This window comes from Acinetobacter sp. AR_0276, assembly GCF_003000705.1.
Classification (GTDB): domain Bacteria; phylum Pseudomonadota; class Gammaproteobacteria; order Pseudomonadales; family Moraxellaceae; genus Acinetobacter; species Acinetobacter nosocomialis.
In genome coordinates, this window is the sequence record NZ_PSQO01000004.1 from 3654631 (window position 1) to 3676416 (window position 21786).

The window sequence follows — 21786 nt, forward strand, 5'->3', positions numbered from 1 at the left end:
ATACTGAATTTGTCACAATTCACTTATAATGAAAAGGAAAGTAAATAGAGCTTATTTATGTTTATAACAACAACTCGCCCCAATGATGTCTTAATTGAACAGCTACTACCAATATTGGAAGAGGCTAGTCAGATCTTATTACAAGAATATCAGAATTATTCAGCTGGATATGAGTTTAATATTCAAGAAAAACATGATGATTCACCTGTGACCCAAGCAGATTTAAAAGTAAATCAATTTTTATTGAAACATCTTGCAGAAATCACACCAGAGTTACCAGTTTTATCCGAAGAAAGCGACTATAGCGCTCGCCACGATTGGTCTTCTTGTTGGATGCTAGATCCTCTTGATGGTACGAAAGAGTTTATACATGAACGAGATGAGTTCACGATAAATTTGAGTTTGATTGAGGGGCGTGAAACTGTATTTTCTGTAATTGTTGTACCGTGTGAACAAGTTGTTTATTTAGGTTATTTAAGTGATTTGCCTTTTAAATATAACTTTAGCCAACAACAATGGTACCAATATCAAAAAGAATCTTATTCGACACAAGCGCCTGTACAAATTGGCTTAAGTCATAGTAGTAAAAACCCGAAGTATCAGAAGTTTATTGAGCCAATTGAAAAGAGCCGTACCGTAATTCGACGTGAAGCGGGAAGTGCTTATAAATTTTGCATGATGTTAGAAGGCGAGATTGATATTTACCCTAGATTTCACCCTACATCTGAATGGGATACTAGCTCAGGTCAGGGATTATTAGAAAGTATAGGTGGAGGTTTGCTCACACTAAAAGGTAAACCATTTGAATATAACCAACGTGATACTGTATTAAACGGGGGCTTTATCGCATTTCGTGATCAGGAAAGCAAAAAAATAGCATTTGAAGCTTTGGCTCAATCGGGTGTTTTGGATTGAGAGTTATTGCAGACATGCTATAGTGGCAAAATATTGAGAAAAGATGACACGATAAAAATGGCACTCGATTTATTGCCTAAAAGCATGTTTGAAGCAATTGATTTATTGCCTGATGCTTCAACTCCTGTAACCCTTTTTACACGTCACTCCTTAAGAGAGCTGGTAGATGGGCAAGGCTTGGCAGGATATGACCTTCAACTTACACCTCAAGGACGTGAGCTTGCACAGGAATGGGGTAGCTATTTAATCAAAAATACGGATCGTGTAATTCAACACTGTATTTCTAGTCCAATTCAACGTTGTGTAGATACTGCTGCACTTATGATTGAAGGTGCAGATGGGGTAAGCCCTGAACCGAATACACATACAATTGAAATTGTTGAACAAGGCTTACTGGTAGAACCGGGGAGCTTTGTACTCGATATTCAACAGGCTGCACCATATTTTCGTAAACAAGGTGCTTTAGGCTTTATTAATAGTTTTGTGAACAATGCATTACCTGGTATGAAACATCCCATTACTGGGGTTTTAGATGTGTTGGAACTTATTTATCAGACTCATCCTAAAACAAAAAGTGGGCTGAGTTTAGCTGTTAGTCATGACACAATTATTGCTGCCATAGTTGCTGTAATTTCAGGCAACAATCAAATACAAAAAGCAGATTGGCCAGAAATGATGGAAGGCCTGTTTGTGTGGTTTGAAGGGGATGAATTTCCAAATTGTAAATTGAAATGGATTTGGCGAGGCGAAGCTTACGAGTTAGATGTCTCTAAATTTCATAAAGTAGAGTAATTATAAAATTATAGGTAATAAAAAAAGCCCTGTTGGGCTTTTTTTACATGCTTCAATTAGTTAGCTAAAGCTTTAACTTGAGCATTTAAACGGCTCTTATGACGAGCAGCTTTATTTTTGTGGATGATGCCTTTATCAGCCATGCGGTCGATTACAGGAACAGCTTTTTTGTAAGCTTCTGTAGCAACAGCATAATCACCACCAGCGATTGCACTTAAAGTACGTTTGATGTAAGTACGAACCATAGAACGCAAGCTTGCGTTGTGTTTACGCGCTTTAACGTTTTGGCGCGCACGTTTTTTAGCTTGAGCAGAGTTTGCCACTCTTGCACTCCTTGAAAATAAGTTGGTCTGGGCGGGCTGTGGTCAATCCAGTAAACTGGTGTAACCATCACCAGCCCGTAAACAAGTGCCATATTGTGATGAATCAATACCGTGAAGTCAAGCCTTGAGAGCATTTTAAGCCGTTTTAGGGGCTGCTAAAACCGTAAGAAAAGGTTAAATTTGATACAAACTTAAAGAAGGTTGGATAAAAAATGACTATAAGCACGAAAAAAGCAATTGTAGTAGGTGCTACAGGACTCGTTGGATTAGCTCTAGTTGAAGAGCTTGAACAAACACCGGAATTTGAAGCGATTACAGTTGTTGTTAGAAAAGAATCACAACTACTTAATACATATAAAAAAGTTACTCAGTTAGTAATTGAAGATTTTTTATTGCTCAACGATGAAGACGTAAATGATCATACTCACGCATTTAGCTGTTTAGGTACAACTTTAAAAATAGCAGGTTCAAAACAAGGCTTTTATGCGGTGGATTATGAGATAAATGCTCATTTTGCAGACTTGATCCAAGATAAACATATCCATTTTTTAATTGTAAGTGCACTTGGGGCAAATGCTAATTCACCAATTTTCTACAATAAGGTTAAAGGACAATTAGAAGACTATATTCAGAGTTTAGGCATCGAAAAATTATCTATTTTCAGGCCATCTTTATTAATTGGTAAACGTAGCGATGTGCGTTTTATGGAAGATTTAGGACAAAGTCTTTTTAAATTCATTGAAAGTAAATGGAATAAACCATTCAAATATAAACCTGTTACAGCAGAGCAATTGGCTCATACCATGGTTGTAGCGGCGCTAACGCAAATTGAAGCATTTAAACGATATGATAATCTCAGCATACAACAAACTCGATAAGGAGAATAAAAGTGTCAACAGTACCATTTGTGACATGTGATTTATTGGATGATAACCCGGAAAAAGATTTACAAGTGGTCACGCCCTCAATGGACGGTAAGTTCTTTAAAAGTTACGGTGCACGTCAAACTTTTGGTGGACAAGTTGTGACTGTAAAGTGTTTTGAAGATAACTCGCGTGTAAAAGAATTATTGGCTACAGATGGTACAGGGAGGGTATTAGTTGTAGATGGTGGTGCTTCAATGCGCTGCGCACTTATGGGAGATATGATTGCTGAATCAGCAGTTAAAAATAACTGGAATGGTGTGGTTATTTATGGCTGTGTACGTGATGTTGATGCACTTGCGACTCTGGATTTAGGGGTACATGCATTGGCTGCAATTCCACAAAAAAGTAATCGTAAGGGCATTGGTGAAGTAGATATTCCTTTGTATTTTGGTGGAGTCACAATTCAATCTGGCGATTTTATTTATGCAGATAACAATGGAATTGTGATTGCTAAGGAAAAATTAGTTTAGCTCCACAATATAAAGGAACGTGTAATGGTGAATCATCAAATTAAAGTGCTGCAAGCAGTAGCATCTGCAATTGCTCAAGGTGGTAGAGGGGTTACAGGTACAGCATTTCCTAATCAGCCTGTTAAAGCTCTAAAACTTTATGAGTTTGAAGGTTCACCATTTTGTCGGCGTGTTCGTGAAGTGATTACACTTTTAAATTTGGATGTGGAAATTTACCCATGTCCCAAAGGGGGAACAAGATATCGTTCAGTTGTAAAAGAAATAGGCGGTAAATTGCAGTTTCCATTTTTAATTGATGAAAATACAGGCGATAAACTATACGAATCACAAGATATTATTCATCATTTATTTAAACATTATGGTAAGACAGGGCAAACGCCTCAGAAATTTTCAAATTATCCTGAAAAACCATATGTTGCATTTGCTGGAACCTTATTAAATGGTGCTCGTGGAGTCTGGATTGATAAAAAAATAGTAAATCGGACCGCACCTGAACATAAACTTGAATTATGGAGTTTTGAAGCAAGCCCATATTCAAGAGAGTAAGAAATGTACTATGCGAACTTGAAATTCCTTATATTTTGCATAATGTGGCTAAAGAAAGGTGGCAAGATATGGGGCCTGCTATTCTTCGCTTAAAACCGGGAAAATATGTGCCCTTAAAGGGTGGTAAACGAGAAAAATCGTTGCAGATTATGCAAGGAAAAATGCAGGTGCCTTATTTAGTTGATCCAAATACAGGCGTTAAAATGTTTGAATCTGCCCAAATTGTAAAATACTTAAAACAACAATATGGTGGCTAAATATAACTTAGAAAAATTACAAGAGATTGGGATCGTTCAATCTCTTTTTTAATAGCTAAGAACCATAAGAAATCGTACGATAAAAACATGAATATGCTAAATTACTACCGTAAATTACCAAAATAAGGCCTGTTTTATGGAATGTATGAGAATTCAACCTGTAACGAGTCATCCTGGAGAAAATGCATTATTTATTGTATTAGGATTAGCTCAAGGTGATTCTGTTGTAGAAAAAGTAAAAGATTTTGCAGCTAATTTTTCAGCGTTAACCAGAAGTTTGTCTAATCGTTATCCAGAAAGTAAATTTAATGCCACGTTCGGTTTTAGCTCAAATGCGTGGGATATCTTATTTCCAGAACAATCAAAGCCTCAAGAATTAGAAACATTCCAAGAAATCAAAGGCCCAAAGTACACAGCCGTTTCAACACCAGGTGATTTATTCTTTCATATTCGTGCTGATCGACAAGCTCTCTGCTATGAATTGGGAAGTATTATCAATGAACAGTTGGGTAAAGTGACTTATCCAATTGATGAAGTACATGGTTTCCGTTATTTCGATGGTCGTGCAATTATCGGCTTTGTAGATGGAACAGAAAATCCTGAACCTGTAATTGCAGCGCAGTGGGCTCTAGTGGGCAGCGAAGATCCCGAATTCATTGGGGGAAGTTATGCATTTATTCAAAAATATACCCATGATATGGAAAAATGGCGTGCTTTAAGTGATGAAGAACAAGAAAAAGTAATTGGTCGTAAGAAGTTTAATGATATTGAACTCGGTGATGATGAAAAGCCTTTAACAGCTCATAATGTGGTAAGTAAAGCGCATGATGCAGAAGGTAATGAGCTAAAAATTATGCGTGCCAATATGCCTTTTTCTAACCCTTCAAAAAATGAATATGGGACTTTCTTTATTGGATACTCGCGTAAATTTAGTACAACCCGTCAAATGCTTGAAAATATGTTCTTAGGAAATGAGCAAGGTCATCTTGACCGCTTACTTGACTTTAGCACTGCCCAAACAGGTACTTTATTTTTCGTCCCGACAGTAGATTTTCTAGATGACTTGGGTGGCGAGTAGGCATTAAAAAATAAACTTAGATGGTAGAGGTGAGTAGATTACCTCTACTATATAAATTGAAACTAATAAGATGTGATGAAATGTTCAAAAAGTTAAGCCAGCTTTTTCAAGACTCGAAAGAGTCACCAGAGCAATTATATTTACAGGAGAATCAGCTCAGTTTTGATTCAGAGCGTGGTCCGGTTATTAAAGATGTCGTGATTAATGAAAAGTGGTCAGAGCACCTTGAATATTTTTCAAATCGTAAATTACAGAACTTTGATGATTTACGTAAGTTATTCCAAATCACACCACAAATTAATGAAAAAATTGATTTAGAAATTGCAAATCAACGCTATATCGAAAGGTTAGGTAATACTCAAGAAAAGTTGCTTGAACTTAAAGCAATCATACAAATATTGAACCAATATTATGTGATGTTTCTACGTGATAAATAAGTTCAAACATTTGTTTAAGAACTATAAAAAAGTATCTTAAAGTAGTAGCTTGATTTCAGAAAAATAACTCAATTCAATAAAAACATCATGCTACTATTAACCTCATACCTTTTTAGCTCATAAAAGCCATATACATGTTTCAACAAGAAATCTCTCAATTGAATTTGCAACAGCTCAAGGCCGGTGAAAAGCGTTGGGTGGGGTCGTTATTAGGTTCATCAGCAGCTTTATTGCTTAAAGAAATTGTAAATCAGCATTCTTCTTTATTAGTTTTAGTCGCTCGAAATAACCAACATGTTGCTCAATTAGAAAGTGAACTTGAGTTTTATGGAATAAAACCGACAATTTTTCCCGATTGGGAAATTTTGCCTTACGATAGGTTATCTCCGCATCAGGATATTGTCTCGGAACGTCTTGCGATTTTATCGAATATGCCGCAGCAAGGCGTATTACTCATTTCAGCAAGTACTTTGGCTCAACGGGTTGCGCCTTACTCATGGGTTTTGGGTAAGCACTTTGATATAAGAGTGGGGCAAAAATTTGATTTAGAACAGCAAAAACTAAGATTGGTTCAGGCTGGCTACCATTTGGTAGATACAGTTTATGATCATGGAGAATTTGCGGTACGCGGTAGTATTATGGATATTTTTGCATCTGGGCAAGAAGCTCCTATCCGAATAGATCTATTTGATAACGAAATTGATTCGTTAAAATTCTTTGACCCTGAAACCCAGAGAACAACCACAACGTTAAAAAGTTTTACTGTTCTACCCGCTAAAGAGTTTCCATTAAAAGAAGCACGGTCAGTTTTTAGAGATCGTTATTCTGAGTTTTTCCCGACAGCAAACCCTAAGAAAAATCCAATTTATCAAGATGTTTTAGATGGTATAGCATCTCCCGGAATTGAATTTTATTTACCATTATTTTTTGATAAAGAACAAATGCAATCGCAAAGTATGTTTACAACGTACTTGCCAAAGAATTGCATTGTAATTACAACTAGTGATGTTGATACCGATTTAACTAACTTCTGGAAAGAAGTTATGCGTCGTTATGAAGATCGACGTCATAATATTGATCAACCTATTCTTGCTCCTGAAGAGTTATTTATTTCTCCAAATAATTTGCTGAGTGCTTTAAATCAGTTTCCGCGCATGCTTGTAAGTGCAGAAACTATTGAAGAAAAAGCTGGTGCACTTAACCTTAAAACTGAGCAACCCCCTAAATTACCGGTCGATCCAAAAAAAGAGAAACCATTTGCAGCTGTAAAAAAATATATTGATGAAGCAAACCATCCTGTTCTATTGGTTGCAGAAAGTGCAGGACGCCGAGAAAGTTTAAAAGATGCATTGCGTTCAAGTTTGGGTGAAATTCCAAATGTAGAGAATTTTGAGCAATTCAAAACCAGTCAATTTGCAATTGCGATTACCAATGCACCTTTAGACCGTGGTTTACTTATAACTGATCAATTAACAGTTATTTCAGAAAATCAGCTTTATGAACACCGAGTTGTACAGCGTCGTCGTAAGCGTCAACAGGAAGTTTCTGAAGAGTTTCTAATTCGAAGCTTAACTGAGCTAAGTATTGGTGCTCCTGTCGTACATATTGATCATGGTGTGGGACGTTATGCTGGCTTAATTACACTTGCTATCGAAGGTCAAGACTATGAGTTCTTACAGCTAGATTATGCTGAAGATGCCAAAGTTTATGTTCCAGTAACCAACTTACATCTAATTAGCCGTTATAGTGGCGGCGACCCAGATTTAGCACCGTTACATAAAATTGGTACTGATGCTTGGAGTAAAGCAAAACGTAAAGCATTAGAGCAAATTCATGATGTTGCAGCCGAGCTTTTGCATATTCAGGCACGTCGTCAGTCAAAACCTGGTTTTGCTTTTGAATTGGATCAGTCGCTTTATATGCAATTTGCAAGTGGCTTTGCGTATGAAGAAACACTTGATCAGGCCAATGCAATTGAAGCCACACTATATGATATGCAGCAAGCAAAACCAATGGATAGATTGGTGTGTGGTGATGTAGGTTTTGGTAAAACCGAAGTGGCCATGCGTGCAGCTTTTGTTGCAGTACAAAATGGTAAACAAGTTGCAGTTTTAGTTCCTACCACGTTACTTGCCCAACAGCATTATGAGTCTTTTAAAGATCGTTTTGCTGATTGGCCTGTTCGTATTGAAGTGTTATCACGATTTGGTTCAAACAAAACTCATTTAAAAAATATTGAAGACTTGGCGGATGGTAAAGTCGATATTGTGGTAGGCACACACAAGTTATTACAAGAGAATGTTCAGTTTAAAGATCTAGGCTTAATGGTCGTGGATGAGGAACATCGCTTTGGCGTACGTGACAAAGAGCGAATTAAGGCTTTGCGTGCTGATGTTGATATGTTGACCCTTACCGCAACTCCAATTCCTCGTACGCTTAATATGGCTTTTTCGGGAATGCGTGATTTATCGATCATTGCCACTCCACCAGCACGTCGTTTAGCAGTAAAAACGTTTGTTCAAGAACATACAGATGCTTCAATCAAAGAGGCGATTTTGCGTGAGTTATTACGTGGTGGACAAGTTTACTTCTTGCATAATGAAGTAGATACCATTGAGCGAGCGGCTGAAAATATTCGTATGCTTGTGCCAGAAGCACGCGTGGCGGTAGCACATGGACAAATGCGTGAACGTGAACTTGAGCAAGTTATGCAGCAGTTCTACCACAAAGAATATAATGTGCTGGTGTGTTCAACCATTATTGAAACGGGTATTGATGTTCCAAATGCCAATACAATTTTAATTGAACGTGCAGATAAGCTTGGCTTAGCACAATTGCACCAGTTGCGTGGACGTGTAGGTCGTTCACATCACCAAGCTTATGCTTACTTATTGGTGCCTTCAATCAAGCACTTGAAAGGTGATGCTGAAAAACGTCTTGATGCAATTCAACGAGCTTCTACATTAGGCGCAGGCTTTATGCTCGCTACGGAAGATTTAGAAATTCGTGGTGCTGGTGAATTGTTGGGTGAGCAACAAAGCGGTTCAATGCAGGCGATCGGATATAGCTTGTATATGGAAATGCTTGAGAAAGCGACTAAAGCAATTCAACAGGGTAAAACACCGAATTTCGATGCACCATTGTCGTTAACTGCAGAAATTAACTTACATATTCCCGCACTTATTCCGGATGATTACTTAGGTGATGTTCATCAACGTTTATTATTCTATAAACGTATTAGTAATACAGATACTCAAGAAAAACTGGATAATATTCGCATGGAGCTTATTGACCGTTTTGGTGTTCCACCGCAATCAGTTAAACACTTGTTTAGCGTGCATCAGATCCGCTTAAAAGCGGAGCATTTGGGTATTACAAAAATTGATATTAATACTCAAGGCGGCAACATTGAATTTTCACCAGATACTCCAGTTCAGGCGATTAGTATTATTCAACTCATGCAAAAGAACCCGACCTATTATCGTATGGAAGGTGGACAGCGCTTGAAAGTGATGGTGCAGCTTGAAGACTATGAAAAACGAATTCAATTTATCAATGATTTACTACAAAAATTGATGAGTGAATTACATGCCTGAGTCCAGTTTTTTGAATAAGCCATAACTGATCAGGGCATTTGTCTTGTTGTGATTGGATTTTATGTACTTTTTTATACCTTGAGATATGAATAAGTGCATAAAATCATTGTTATTTGTAAGTAAACGGACTACTAATAATATTCACATCAAAACTGATGTGATAGTATTAGCCATTATTGTTTATTGTCATTTATAAAAGATATGTTTAGTTTGCATCCACAACTTGCTCAAGATACTTTTTTTGTAGGCGATTTCCCGCTTTCAACATGTCGTTTAATGAATGATATGCAATTTCCTTGGTTGATTTTAGTACCTCGTGTACCAGGAATCACGGAATTATACGAATTAAGTCAAGCTGACCAAGAACAGTTTTTACGTGAATCAAGCTGGTTATCTAGCCAGTTATCTCGCGTTTTTCGTGCTGACAAAATGAATGTTGCAGCTTTAGGTAATATGGTACCTCAATTACATTTCCACCATGTTGTCCGCTATCAAAATGACGTAGCTTGGCCTAAACCAGTGTGGGGTACACCAGCTGTACCATACACAAGTGATGTTTTAGCTCACATGCGTCAGACCCTTATGCTTGCTTTACGTGGTCAGGGTGATATGCCTTTTGATTGGCGCATGGATTAAATCAATGTCATGCCACATGTGAGTGTGGCTACATTGAAATGTGGAGGATAGGGTGCAATTAGAGAGGTTTATAGATCGGGAACCTAAGCAGTTTGCATATTTTCATCGTTTGATGGGGTATTCCATTCTGTCATTGATTTTAGTGATCTATGCCTTTACCTCACCAAATACTAATTATCAAATCTATATTCCTCCTTTCTTTCTTTTTTTACTTTTTGTTAGTTCTAAATTAGAGCACTGGTTACAGTACCAATTTGATAAGAAAACCCAAAAAAGTGTTTTCTTTGCGATAGATGCAATTGTGGTGGCGGTTACTCTAGCAGGCGTACACCTCAATCTTGTTCCTACATTTATTGCACTTTTTGCATTATTTTACTCAGCAATTAATAGTCGTATTTCGTTTGCAGTGATTTGTTTAACGAGTCTGCTTGGTGCGATTATTTTTTATTTAAGTACTTTTTTTCTATTTGGTTTTCATCCATATTTTGAAGCCACAAGCCAAGAATTAACGGTAATTACCCTACTTGGTTTAGTGATGTTTATCACTATTGGAAATTACTACCAACATCGCTGGGTAAAAAAAATTAGTCAGCAACGCCAGCATTATTATGACCAAATGACGCGTTATATCGCTTTTGCTAATCAGTTAAGCCGCTATGCTCCATTGCAATTATGGCAGTCGATTATGCGTGGTGAAGCTGAAGCAAAAATCGAATATAAACGTAAAAAAATGACCGTCTTCTTTTCTGATATTCAAGGTTTTACTGAATTGTCAGAAACCTTAATTCCAGATGACTTGGCCTTCTTGCTTAATGACTATTTAAGTCATATGACTGAAATTGCGAAGCAATATGAGGCGACTGTCGATAAATTTATGGGAGATGCAATCCTCATCTTTTTTGGAGATCCGAATTCACAAGGAGTTGAGCAAGATGCCAAATCGTGTGTAGAAATGGCAATTGCTATGCGACAGCAAATGAAGTTATTGCGCGAACGATGGAAGAAAATGGGATATTCAGCCTTACATATCCGTATGGGTATTAGTACAGGTTATTGCCACGTAGGGAATTATGGTGCAACCCATCGTATGGCTTATACGATTGTAGGTCGCGACGTAAATTTAGCGGCACGTTTACAGTATGCTGCTGAAATTGATGAAATACTCATTTCTGATGATACTTATCAATTAATCAAAAGTGATTTTCTATGTGCGCCTAAGACCCCAATTTATTTAAAGGGTATTCAAGGGGCAGTAAAAACATGGCAAGTCATGGAAAAATACACAGGAAATAAATCAGACCATCAACAATGGTTTGATTATGAATATAAAGGTTTCCATTTAGTTTTAAATTTAGAAGAAGTACAAAACTACGAATACCCTGAGTTGGTTGAAGTGCTTGAAAAAATGATTCAGCGCATTAAAGTTCAACAAACTTTGGTTAATACTCAAGGTGTTGCTCAGCTTAGACTTGAGGATGAAGTTAAGCCTATAAATATCGATGAAGAACAAGATCAGGTATAAATTTATATAAATAAAAAAAGCTGCCTAAGCAGCTTTTTTTATTATTTATTAGTGATTTTCCGAAGCGTGGTTAATTGTGTATTTCGGAATCTCAATTTCAAGATCTTCATCTACAACTTTCACCTGACATGAAAGACGTGAGTCTGGTTCTAAACCCCAAGCACGGTCTAAAAGATCGGCTTCAACATCGTTCATCTCTTCTAAGCTATCAAAACCTTTGCGAACAATCACGTGGCAAGTTGTACATGCACAAGACATATCACAAGCGTGTTCAATTTTGATACCTTTATTGAGCAAACTTTGGCAAAGATTTGCATTTTGTTCAACCTCAAATTCTGCACCTTCAGGGCAAATCTGAGCATGAGGAAGTACTTTAATACGTGGCATATTGATCACCTATACCTTTTAGTTTGATTTTGACCAATCGTCGAGCTTTGTGCCTTTTAAGGCATGGTCAATATGTCGGTTCATTCGTAATGCTGCAAAAGCGTCACTATGTACTTTAAGCTGTTGAACTGCATGCTCAATCGCTTGAATATCACTACCTTCGAGCTGAACTTTTAATGATTCTTTTGAAGAATTGAGTTCTGCAAGTTGCTTTTCATCAAGTAAATCAGCATCTACTTTTAAGGCTTGCTCTAGAGCTTCAAGTTCACGCTCTGCTTCAACTTTGGTTTCTTTTAAGTGACGAAGATTTTTGTCTTCTTCGGCATGTTGGAAACCTTCAATTAATAAGCGTTCTGTATCTGCCTCAGATAAACCATACGATGGTTTGATATCGATATGAGCTTGTACACCAGAAGTTGCTTCACGAGCAGAAACAGTAAGTAAGCCATCAGCATCAACTTGGAAAGTGACTTCAATACGGGCTTGACCTGCAGTCATTGGCGGAATGCCATGGAGTACAAATCTACCTAATGAGCGGCAATGTTCAACTAAATCACGTTCACCTTGAACCACATGAATTAACATGGCAGTTTGGCCATCTTGATAGGTTGTGAACTCTTGACGACGTGCAACAGGAATAGCTGTATTACGAGAGATCAGACGTTCAACTAGTCCTCCCATTGTTTCTAAACCAAGAGAAAGAGGAGTGACATCTAGAAGAAGTGAGCCATCTTGGCTATTACCAATTAACTGGTTTGCTGTAATTGAAGCACCGATTGCTACAACTTCATCTGGGTTAATTGTGCAAAGAGGTTCTTGACCAAAAACTTCACGTACAGCTTTTTGAACTGCATAAGAGCGGGTAGAGCCACCCACTAAAACTACATTTTGAATGTCAGTCAAATCAAGCTTTGCATCACGCAATACACGCTTACAAACACTGATTGTTTTATCTAAAGCAACTTGAATGATACTTTCAAATGTAGGTCGGTCTAGTGTAAGAGTTCTATCAAGCAGTTTTAATTCAACTGAATCTTGAGTAGATAATTGCTCTTTAGCTTGACGTGCTGCAACTATAAATACTGCATAGTCTTCATTACTTAATACATCAATATTAAGCTGCTTTTTTGCCCATTTCACAATGAGGCGGTCTAAGTCATCACCACCTAAAGCGGTATGGCCGCCGGTCGCTAAAACTTCAAATACGCCTTGTGAAAAACGTAAGATTGATACATCAAAAGTACCACCGCCCAAATCGTAAATTACATAATTACGGTCGGTCTCTAAATTACTTTCTTGATCTAATCCATAAGCTACTGCGGCAGCTGTAGGTTCATTTAATAAACGTAATACGTTTAAGCCTGCAAGTTGAGCTGCATCGCGAGTTGCTTGACGCTGAGCTTCGTCAAAATAAGCAGGAACTGTAATCACAGCACCATTAACAGGATTTTGTAAGCTGTCTTCAGCACGATCTTTTAATTGTTTTAAAATTTCGGCTGAAATTTCTACTGGTGTTTTGCGCCCGGCACGTGTTTCAAAAGCAGGCATTTCATTTTCTGAGCCTACTAATTCATAAGGATGCTGAAACTTAATGTCTGCTTTTGAGCGTCCCATAAATCTTTTAACAGATACAATCGTATTTTTGGGATCTGCAATGATAAATGGTTTAGCTTCTTCACCATAATGAGTTGTATTGTCCCCATAATGAACGATAGAAGGAAGTAATCTTCTATTTTGAACATCATTGAGTACTTTAGGTTTGCCTGATAACACTGTCGCAACTAGTGAGTGTGTTGTTCCTAGGTCAATACCAATCGCAATGCGATGTTGGTGTGGGGCACTGGATTGACCCGGTTCAGCAATTTGCAAAAGTGCCATGAGTTAAATCCCTTGAAAATAAAGTAGAAAAAGCAAAATTAAAAATCATCGTCTAAATCAAAGCTGTCTTCTTCATCTAACAGTTGATCTTCTGCTTTATCAATATCGTTCAAAACACGTTGAAAGAAACGTAACTTACGTACGGTATCACGTGCTTCAGCCCAATCTTCTTCGCTGTAATCAATTTTGAATTCACGAACCAGGCCATCAATCCATTGTTGTACTTCTAGCTTTAAAGTACGTAAATGTTCAGTTGTTGTCGCTTCGTCAAGTTGTTCACGAAGTTCTAAAGCAGATTGTAGAAACTCAAAATCACTAATAGATTGATCAAGATGATGATCTTGCTTCTTAAGAGCTAAAAGATAAGCAGCACGACTATCTACTTGTGATAGTGTTTTAAAAGCTTGATTGATTTCACTTGATTTGATTAATGCTTGATCTTTATCTGCGGCTTTATCTGGATGATATTGTTGTTGCAAACTCAAGAAATTTGATTTTAAGCTTGCCAAATCGATATCGAGTGCCACAGGTAAATTGAACAACTCAAAATGATTCATTAGAAATGGGATCCACGTTAATTAAATACATTAAAACAGTGCTGTTGAAAGACACTGTTTTAATGAGAAAAAGGAAAGGAGAGGATTAAACAGTGAAAGACTCACCACAACCACATTCACCCTTTTTATTAGGATTGTTAAATTCGAACCCTTCGTTAAGGCCATTTTTAACATAGTCCATTTCTAAGCCTTCTAAGTAAACTAAGCTTTTAGGATCTACAAAAACCTTAACACCGAATTGTTCGAAAACTTGATCATGTTCATCGATATCGTCTACAAATTCGAGAACATAAGCCAACCCAGAACAACCAGAAGTTTTCACACCAACGCGAATGCCTTCACCCTTACCTCGGTTTTTAAGGTAATTGCTAATATGAGTCGCAGCATTTTCAGTTAAATGAATCATGAAAACTCCAACGTTTATAATGGTAACAAATTAAGCTTTTGACTTTTTACTACGATAATCTTCAATCGCAGCTTTAATCGCGTCTTCAGCTAAAACAGAGCAGTGAACTTTTACTGGCGGAAGAGCTAACTCAGTCGCAATATCAATATTTTTGATTGCTTGAGCTTCATCAAGTGTTTTACCTTTTAACCATTCAGTTACAAGTGAACTTGATGCAATTGCAGAACCACAACCGTAAGTTTTAAAGCGTGCTTCTTCGATTACGCCACTGTCATTTACTTGAATCTGTAAACGCATCACGTCGCCACATGCAGGTGCACCCACCATGCCTGTACCAACATTTTCAGAGTTTTTATCTAAAACACCAACATTACGTGGATTTTCGTAATGATCAATTACCTTTTCGCTATAAGCCATTTTGCTTCTCCAAACCTCGGGGTCAGCCTAATATTAATATGAGGGTTAAAACACTAATTTCAATAATTAGTGTTCTGCCCATTCAACTGTAGAAAGATCGATACCTTCTTTGTACATATCCCAAAGCGGAGAAAGTTCACGTAATTTCTCAACAGCGGCTTTGGTAATTGTAAGCACGTGGTCAATATCTTCTTCAGTCGTGTATTTACCAAAACTAAAGCGAATTGAGCTGTGTGCTAGCTCATCAGATAAACCTAATGCGCGAAGAACATATGAAGGCTCTAAAGTTGCAGACGTACAAGCAGAACCACTTGATACAGCAGCATCTTTAAGCGACATCATTAAAGACTCACCTTCAACAAAGTTGAAGCTGACATTTAAATAATTAGCAACGTTTTGAGTCGGGTGACCGTTTAAGAACACTTGTTCAAGGTCTTGTAAACCGTTCCAAAGTTTGTCACGAAGTTTACGAATACGCTCTTGTTCAGCATGCATTGTTTTGCCTGCAATTTCAAAAGCTTCACCCATACCAACGATTTGGTGAGTTGCCAAAGTACCAGAACGCATACCGCGCTCATGACCACCACCATGAATTTGTGCTTTTAAGCGAACACGTGGGCTACGACGTACATATAATGCGCCGATACCTTTTGGACCATAAATTTTATGAGCAGAGAAACTCATAAGATCAATTTTCATAGTAGATAAGTCGATATCAACTTTACCAGCTGCTTGTGCTGCATCTACATGGAAAAATGTTTTGTTGGCACGTGTTAATTCACCAATCGCCGCTACATCTGTAACTGTACCAATTTCATTGTTTACCATCATAAGGGAAACAAGAATAGTATCTGGGCGAAGGGCAGCCTTAACCATCTCAGGAGTAATTAAACCTGTTTGTGGCTCTGGCTCTAGGTAAGTAATTTCAAAACCTTGTTCTTCTAATTCACGACAAGGGTCTAGAACAGCTTTGTGTTCAATTTTACTTGTAATGATATGTTTGCCTTTAGATGCATAGAATTGAGCAACACCTTTAAGAGCAAGGTTATCTGACTCAGTTGCACCAGAAGTCCAAACAATTTCACGTGGGTCAGCTTTAATTAAATTTGCGACTTGCTCACGTGCATATTCAACTTTTTCTTCTGCCTGCCAGCCATAAGCATGGGAACGAGATGCAGCATTACCAAAGGTACCGTCGAAAGTTAAACACTCCATCATACGTTCTGCAACTTGCGGATCTACTGGAGTGGTTGCTGCGTAATCAAGATAAATTGGACGTTTCATATCAAATACCTGTACCCGATAAAAGAGCTGAATCTGTGCCAGTCACATTTTGGCGTAATGCAACAGTTTGAACGTTGTCTCGGCTAATGAGGTCGGCAAGAGTGATTTTAGCTAAATAGTCGGCAATATGATGAGAGAGTTCTTGCCATAAATCGTGAGTAAGACACATTGCACCATTTTGGCAGTTACCTTTATGGTCACAACGTGTTGCATCAACAGTTTCATTTACGGCTTCAATAATTTCTAACACAGTAATTTCATCAGCGTTTCGAGCCAAATGGTAACCACCATTTGCACCGCGAACACTAGAAACTAACCCATGACGCTTAAGTTTTGCGAACAACTGCTCTAAATAAGCAACTGAAATAGATTGACGTGCGGCAATTTCGGCGAGCGTGATCGTTTGTTCAGTTGGCTGCAAAGCTAAATCAAGTAGAGCAGTCACTGCGTAGCGACCGCGAGTTGTAAGGCGCATGATTCGATACACATGTTAAGACTAGATAATAGGATTTTATGAATCCCGACTAAAATAGTCAAGTTTTTTTATTTTTAATTCAAGTGCAGGATCAAGATAGAAAAAATAAGTTAAGCTACCCACAAATTATATATGAAATAAGCAATAAATATTAGGCTAATTATACCAAAGCACAAGTTAATGTTGCGTTGGCGCTGCTGTAAACGTGAAATTCGATTTTGATACTGCTTAATTTCGACATTCAAAGAATTTATCTCTGAACGCTGTTGATCAATTTTTTCAAGTAAGGGGGCAATTTTTTTACGTGAAGCAAGTGCTTCGGCTTCATCATCTGGAGTATTGAACCATTGCTTCCAGTCAGCTAGAAGCTTAGGTAAAGTGAGATGTGAAATTAAATCGATGAGTTCTTTTTTAGTTTCTGCATCTCCATCAATTCGCATATTGTTTAAACTACGTTGATTTGAAAAAGCAAAAATTTTGATAAGGTCGATGAGAGTACTATTAATTTCTAAGTCAATACGACGATCATAAGAATGAATATCAAATAACAAACCTTTTTCCGTAAATTGCACATAGAAGTTGAAAAATGGCAAGTAGCTATTAATACGGATTGTGATTTTATTTGCGATAAACTTTTTCGCCTGCAAGCGAAGAACACCATCGTGGGTGAGAATAAATGAGAAAAAAGTTTCTAAAATAATTAGAACAATGTTCAGCAACAGACGTGGGTGTTTTTGTCTTTGTTGCGTTTCACTCATAAAAGTTTATCCTTAAATATTAGAGATTAATTAAGAGAATGAGACATCCTATCTCAAACTTAACACATTGTCCTGTTAAATATATTTACATGACATGATTGTTTTGTAGAACAGTTTCATAAATGTATCAAGTCTTGACTTTGTTATTATAAGAATATTTTGTGGTTAAATAAGACTTCATCTGTCTCATCCGATCAGGAGCTTAGGTCAATGGATAATGCAAATATAGAAACACAATCAGAAGAGCAAGGAGATAAAAACAAATTAAAATCAAAAAGTTCTAGAAAGTCTGCATTGGATTTTAGAAAGTATACCAAGCAAATATGGTTAGCTGGTTTAGGTGCTTTCTCTCGTGCAGAAGAAGAAGGCAATAAACTATTTGACTCACTAGTCAAAGTAGGGGAAGAACTTGAGTCTAAAACTGGTGATTTAGCCGATACAACTGTTGGCAAAGTAACCGAAAAGGCGAAAGAGTCAGTGTCTGATACAAAAGACAAGGTCGAAAAAATTTTAGATACCAGTGTAAATCATTCTTTAAATCGAATTGGTTTAGTTACTCCGAAGGACTTACAGCACATTGAACAACTGTTAGTTCAATTGCATATAAAGGTTGATGCTCTTATTGAAGAAAATCAAAAATTGAAGGCAAAATTGAATGAAAAGTAAAAAAATGTAGGGATTTAGCAAATATATAACAGTTTTTTAGCATTTATTTTTGCTAAAAGCTCTGCTCTAGTATTGCGTTTTCCCCCAAAGCATTGCTATAAAGGCGTCATGGCCTTTTAAACTATAGCCTTGGACCTTAAACAAACGATATTAAGAGGATGTTTTATTCATGAATAAATCAGAATTAATCGATGCAATTGCTGAAAAAGGGGGAGTATCTAAGACTGATGCAGGCAAGGCACTCGATGCGACAATTGCGTCAATTACTGAAGCACTTAAAAAAGGTGACACAGTAACTTTAGTTGGTTTTGGTACTTTCAGTGTTAAAGAGCGTGCTGCACGTACTGGTCGTAACCCTAAAACTGGTGAAGAGCTTCAAATTAAAGCAACAAAAGTACCTAGCTTTAAAGCTGGTAAAGGTCTTAAAGATTCAGTTGCTTAATCTTTTAAGATGATTAAACGCGCCGATATAGGCGCGTTTTTTATTAAAAATCTGAATTGACCAATATTGCTCATTCATTCATTGTGGTTTTTCAGTTAAAATTCTCCTCGAAATAAAATATTGGAATACTTATGGAATCGTTTCGTACAGTCATTAAGGGTTGGCTCGGCAAAGTCCTTTTAATTTTGTTTTTGACCCCTTTAGCGCTTGTAGGTATTAATGGATATTTTAATAGGGGAAACAAGGCAGATGTCGCAAAAACTGTAAATGGACAGGACATATCAAAAAAAGACCTTGAAACTTTAACGCAAAGGTATAAAGAACAATATTTAGCTGCTGTAAAAGGTGATGAAAGTTTACTTAATTTACCGGTTATTCAAGCAAAAGCTCTCGATATATTGGTATCTCGTAATTTACTCATTCAGCAAGCTGAAAAATTGGGTATTTCTTTGAGCGATGCTCAAATCGAGCAAATGTTAGCTCAGCAACCAAGCTTGCAAGAAAATGGTCAGTTTTCACAAAAATTATATGAAAATTATTTGCGTTCAATTGGTATGACAAGCCAAGCCTTAATTGCGAGCTTGCGTCAAGATCACGCTTTGAAAATGTTGACTTCAACTTTTTCTGATTATGCTTTAGTGAGTAAAGTTGATGTAATGCAAATTGCGAATTTGCAAACTGAACAGCGTACATTACATTTAGCTAGTATTAAGTTAGATACCTATAAAACGGGTTTAACAGCATCTAATCAAGAAGCGACTGACTACTACAATAAACATCAAAACGAGTTTAAACAGCCTGCTTCTGTTGATGTAGATTATGTTGTTTTATCTCCGTCCTTAATGGCGAAACCTGCACCAGCAACAGATGCTGAACTCAAACAAGCCTATGCTAAATTTGTAGAAACTCAGCAAAAAAATGCTAAACGTGTTGTGAAGCATATTCTTATTACGACAGATGCTCGTGATGATGCGGCAGCTCAAAAGCTTGCTAATGAGGTATATGCAAAAATTCAAGGCGGTCTTTCATTTGCTCAAGCAGCAGCTCAGTTCTCAGAAGATCCAACTTCAAAAACGAAAGGCGGTTTAGTAGAGGCGTATGCACCTGGTGTTTTCTCTGATGCATTTGATAAAACTGTTTCAAGTTTGAAAAATGGTCAAGTTTCGCAGCCAGTAAAAACACAATATGGTTACCATATTATTGAAGCAGAGACTCCAGCGAATCAAATTCCTTCGTTTGAAGCTGAGAAGGCGCGTTTAACTGCCGAAGTCGAAAAGAATAAGGTTGCTACTGTTTATTCAGATACAGTAAATAGTTTGAATGAAACAATTGTAGGTAATGATTCTTTAGATGCAGTTGTACAGCAAGTTAAAGGTACAAAAATTGAATCATTAAATGGTGTAACTTTAGCTACTCAAAATCCACAACTAAGCGATCCAAACGTAAAAATTAAATTGTTTAATGATGATGTGAAAAATGGCGATCGTAACGCTTCATCAAATATTCAATTAGCGAATGGTGATACTGTTTGGGTTAAGGTGCGTGATTATCATGCTGCTGGCGTTAAACCACTTGCTCAAGCAATGAACGAAGCAAAAGCTAAAGTAATTGATGAGAAAGCACGCAAAGCAGCTCAAGCGAAAATTGCTACCATGTTGACTGAATTCAAAACTCAGCCGGCTGAACAAGTTGTTGCGAAAAATAAAGTACCTTTTGAATCTGCAGGTGTGTTTACTCGTTCACAAGGTTTAAAACGTGCAATTGAGCGTGCAGCATTTAGTGTTCCTGCACCGAAACCTGGTATGTGGTCTGTTACAACAGCGAACTTACCTAATGAATTGGTTGTCGTTGCCGTTTCTAATGTAAATTCAGCTGCGGTAAATGCTATGCCAGCGGATCAGTTAAAGCAATTACAACAGCTTTATCGCCAATCTCGTGGTCAGCAAATACTCGAAGATTACAGCGAATACTTAAAGTCACACGCTAAAATCAAATAAAACTTATGTAATAAAAAAAGCGCTTCGGCGCTTTTTTTATTACTGATCTCTACTACCTATATAATTTTGTCTATATTGTTTAGGCGATAAATCAAATACTCTCTTAAATGCCTGACTAAATGCAGTTTCTGATGAATAGCCGACTTTATTTGAAATTTGTTGAACTGATAAATTACTTGTCCGTAGATATTGGCTCGCTAAGCGAAAGCGATAATGCTGCAAATAAGTAAGAGGTGGTTCACCAATAATATTATTAAAGAGATTGGCAAACTTAGATCGTGACATGCAGCATTGTTCAGCTAATGATTCAACAGTCCAGCTTATTTCAGGTTGACTATGAATTGCGGATAAAGCATTACTTAATTCTGGATGTGTGAGGGCACCTAACCAATTTTGTTGATCTGACATTTGTTGAATATGATCACGAATACATTCAATTAAAAGAATACTGACTAAGTGATCAATAATTTTGTCATGACCAGGTTGAATTTTTTGTGTTTCGACCGCTAAAAAATAAAGCCCTATTTGCAACCATTCAGGAGGAGTTGTCTGGTTTTCGTGTTGAATAAGCATAATAGATGGTAATGCATTAATCAGTGGTCCCGCCATATACGTATCAACTTGACAGCGTAGACAGAGCAATAATGTATTTTCAGGCGCTGATGAACCTAACTCAATTGGATCATGACGATGCCCATTAAATAAGGGAGTAATATCGACAGAATCTACCAGTTTGCTTCCAGTCGCTTTTGAATCTGTAGCTTGATGAGCTTTTCCAGAAGGAATTAAAATAATATCTCCAGCTTTTGCAATTATTTTTTCGACATTATTTATTTGAATATATACAGAACCCGTTAAAACGATGTAAGCCAGTAAAGCAGATTGATCTTGTGTTTTAAAAGCCCATTCACCTTGTGCTTTTATATAAATATATTCAGACTTATTTAAGTGGATATCATCAAAAAATTTACTTAGTGCATCCATGTTTATATGATCAATCATTATTTTAATAAAATTATAG

The 21786-nt window shown here is 37.1% G+C and carries 22 protein-coding genes and 1 pseudogene; 13 read left to right on the plus strand and 10 right to left on the minus strand.

All coding sequences use genetic code 11. The features are described from left to right. Positions 1-57: 57 nt before the first annotated feature. Both CSB87_RS18470 and CSB87_RS18475 read left to right on the plus strand, forming a co-directional pair. Entirely contained in the window at positions 58-915 is an 858-nt protein-coding gene (locus tag CSB87_RS18470; RefSeq protein WP_004887439.1) for a 3'(2'),5'-bisphosphate nucleotidase CysQ family protein, read from the plus strand. Positions 916-972: 57 nt separating this feature from the next. Further along, complete coding sequence (locus CSB87_RS18475) at positions 973-1707, plus strand: histidine phosphatase family protein (protein ID WP_004709064.1); 735 nt, start codon at positions 973-975, stop codon at positions 1705-1707. A gap of 56 nt (positions 1708-1763) precedes the next feature. On the opposite strand, the gene rpsT is transcribed toward CSB87_RS18475, so the two are convergent. Further along, positions 1764-2030, minus strand: coding sequence for a 30S ribosomal protein S20 (rpsT, locus tag CSB87_RS18480; protein WP_000013652.1), 267 nt, complete (start codon positions 2028-2030; stop codon positions 1764-1766). A gap of 212 nt (positions 2031-2242) precedes the next feature. Between rpsT and CSB87_RS18485 the strand changes: the two genes are divergently transcribed. The 8 genes and pseudogenes from CSB87_RS18485 to CSB87_RS18520 all read left to right on the plus strand — a co-directional run bounded on the left by CSB87_RS18485 (position 2243) and on the right by CSB87_RS18520 (position 11498). Beyond that, positions 2243-2908, plus strand: coding sequence for an NAD(P)H-binding protein (locus tag CSB87_RS18485; protein ID WP_004709063.1), 666 nt, complete (start codon positions 2243-2245; stop codon positions 2906-2908). A gap of 11 nt (positions 2909-2919) precedes the next feature. Beyond that, positions 2920-3426, plus strand: coding sequence for a ribonuclease E activity regulator RraA (gene rraA / locus CSB87_RS18490; RefSeq protein WP_004887438.1), 507 nt, complete (start codon positions 2920-2922; stop codon positions 3424-3426). Between the two features lie 24 nt (positions 3427-3450). Further along, a pseudogene (locus CSB87_RS18495) lies at positions 3451-4229 on the plus strand (glutathione S-transferase N-terminal domain-containing protein). Between the two features lie 145 nt (positions 4230-4374). Further along, the gene (locus tag CSB87_RS18500; RefSeq protein WP_009504897.1) at positions 4375-5307 is read left to right on the plus strand and encodes a Dyp-type peroxidase; all 933 of its coding nucleotides are present in this window, start codon (positions 4375-4377) and stop codon (positions 5305-5307) included. Between the two features lie 80 nt (positions 5308-5387). After that, entirely contained in the window at positions 5388-5744 is a 357-nt protein-coding gene (locus tag CSB87_RS18505) for a hypothetical protein (protein ID WP_004887430.1), read from the plus strand. 134 nt (positions 5745-5878) lie between these two features. Further along, positions 5879-9340: a transcription-repair coupling factor gene (gene mfd / locus CSB87_RS18510; protein ID WP_004887428.1), complete on the plus strand. Its 3462-nt coding sequence runs from the start codon at positions 5879-5881 to the stop codon at positions 9338-9340. A 201-nt stretch (positions 9341-9541) separates the two neighbouring features. After that, positions 9542-9976 carry an HIT domain-containing protein gene (locus tag CSB87_RS18515; RefSeq protein ID WP_000492048.1) on the plus strand — a complete coding sequence of 145 codons (435 nt, stop codon included), beginning with the start codon at positions 9542-9544 and terminating at the stop codon, positions 9974-9976. A gap of 52 nt (positions 9977-10028) precedes the next feature. Next, positions 10029-11498, plus strand: a complete 1470-nt coding sequence (locus CSB87_RS18520) for an adenylate/guanylate cyclase domain-containing protein (RefSeq protein WP_001175670.1) — start codon at positions 10029-10031, stop codon at positions 11496-11498. A 48-nt stretch (positions 11499-11546) separates the two neighbouring features. Here the strand turns inward: CSB87_RS18520 and fdx are convergent, their stop codons facing one another. The 8 genes from fdx to CSB87_RS18560 all read right to left on the minus strand — a co-directional run bounded on the left by fdx (position 11547) and on the right by CSB87_RS18560 (position 17660). Continuing rightward, positions 11547-11885: an ISC system 2Fe-2S type ferredoxin gene (gene fdx, locus CSB87_RS18525; RefSeq protein WP_004887426.1), complete on the minus strand. Its 339-nt coding sequence runs from the start codon at positions 11883-11885 to the stop codon at positions 11547-11549. An 18-nt stretch (positions 11886-11903) separates the two neighbouring features. Continuing rightward, on the minus strand, positions 11904-13763 hold the full coding sequence (hscA, locus tag CSB87_RS18530; RefSeq protein WP_004709050.1) for a Fe-S protein assembly chaperone HscA: 1860 nt from the start codon (positions 13761-13763) through the stop codon (positions 11904-11906). Positions 13764-13801: 38 nt separating this feature from the next. Further along, entirely contained in the window at positions 13802-14320 is a 519-nt protein-coding gene (gene hscB / locus CSB87_RS18535; protein ID WP_004887424.1) for a Fe-S protein assembly co-chaperone HscB, read from the minus strand. An 85-nt stretch (positions 14321-14405) separates the two neighbouring features. Continuing rightward, the gene (gene iscA, locus CSB87_RS18540) at positions 14406-14726 is read right to left on the minus strand and encodes an iron-sulfur cluster assembly protein IscA (RefSeq protein ID WP_002050042.1); all 321 of its coding nucleotides are present in this window, start codon (positions 14724-14726) and stop codon (positions 14406-14408) included. Positions 14727-14756: 30 nt separating this feature from the next. Next, on the minus strand, positions 14757-15143 hold the full coding sequence (gene iscU / locus CSB87_RS18545) for a Fe-S cluster assembly scaffold IscU (protein WP_002049835.1): 387 nt from the start codon (positions 15141-15143) through the stop codon (positions 14757-14759). A 66-nt stretch (positions 15144-15209) separates the two neighbouring features. Next, on the minus strand, positions 15210-16427 hold the full coding sequence (locus tag CSB87_RS18550) for an IscS subfamily cysteine desulfurase (RefSeq protein WP_002050229.1): 1218 nt from the start codon (positions 16425-16427) through the stop codon (positions 15210-15212). Between the two features lies 1 nt (position 16428). After that, entirely contained in the window at positions 16429-16902 is a 474-nt protein-coding gene (locus tag CSB87_RS18555) for an Rrf2 family transcriptional regulator (RefSeq protein WP_002050146.1), read from the minus strand. Between the two features lie 110 nt (positions 16903-17012). Then, a complete protein-coding gene (locus CSB87_RS18560; RefSeq protein ID WP_002050024.1) occupies positions 17013-17660 on the minus strand; it encodes a hypothetical protein in 648 nt (215 codons plus the stop codon). Positions 17661-17870: 210 nt separating this feature from the next. Here CSB87_RS18560 and CSB87_RS18565 point away from each other — a divergent pair, with 210 nt between their 5' ends. From CSB87_RS18565 to CSB87_RS18575, 3 genes are all read left to right on the plus strand, one after another. Next, entirely contained in the window at positions 17871-18326 is a 456-nt protein-coding gene (locus CSB87_RS18565; RefSeq protein ID WP_002049921.1) for a phasin family protein, read from the plus strand. Between the two features lie 169 nt (positions 18327-18495). Next, complete coding sequence (locus tag CSB87_RS18570; RefSeq protein WP_001043034.1) at positions 18496-18768, plus strand: HU family DNA-binding protein; 273 nt, start codon at positions 18496-18498, stop codon at positions 18766-18768. A gap of 131 nt (positions 18769-18899) precedes the next feature. Further along, positions 18900-20765, plus strand: a complete 1866-nt coding sequence (locus tag CSB87_RS18575) for a SurA N-terminal domain-containing protein (RefSeq protein ID WP_004887420.1) — start codon at positions 18900-18902, stop codon at positions 20763-20765. A gap of 39 nt (positions 20766-20804) precedes the next feature. Here the strand turns inward: CSB87_RS18575 and CSB87_RS18580 are convergent, their stop codons facing one another. Then, positions 20805-21749 carry an AraC family transcriptional regulator gene (locus CSB87_RS18580; protein ID WP_009504869.1) on the minus strand — a complete coding sequence of 315 codons (945 nt, stop codon included), beginning with the start codon at positions 21747-21749 and terminating at the stop codon, positions 20805-20807. Positions 21750-21786 lie beyond the last annotated feature (37 nt).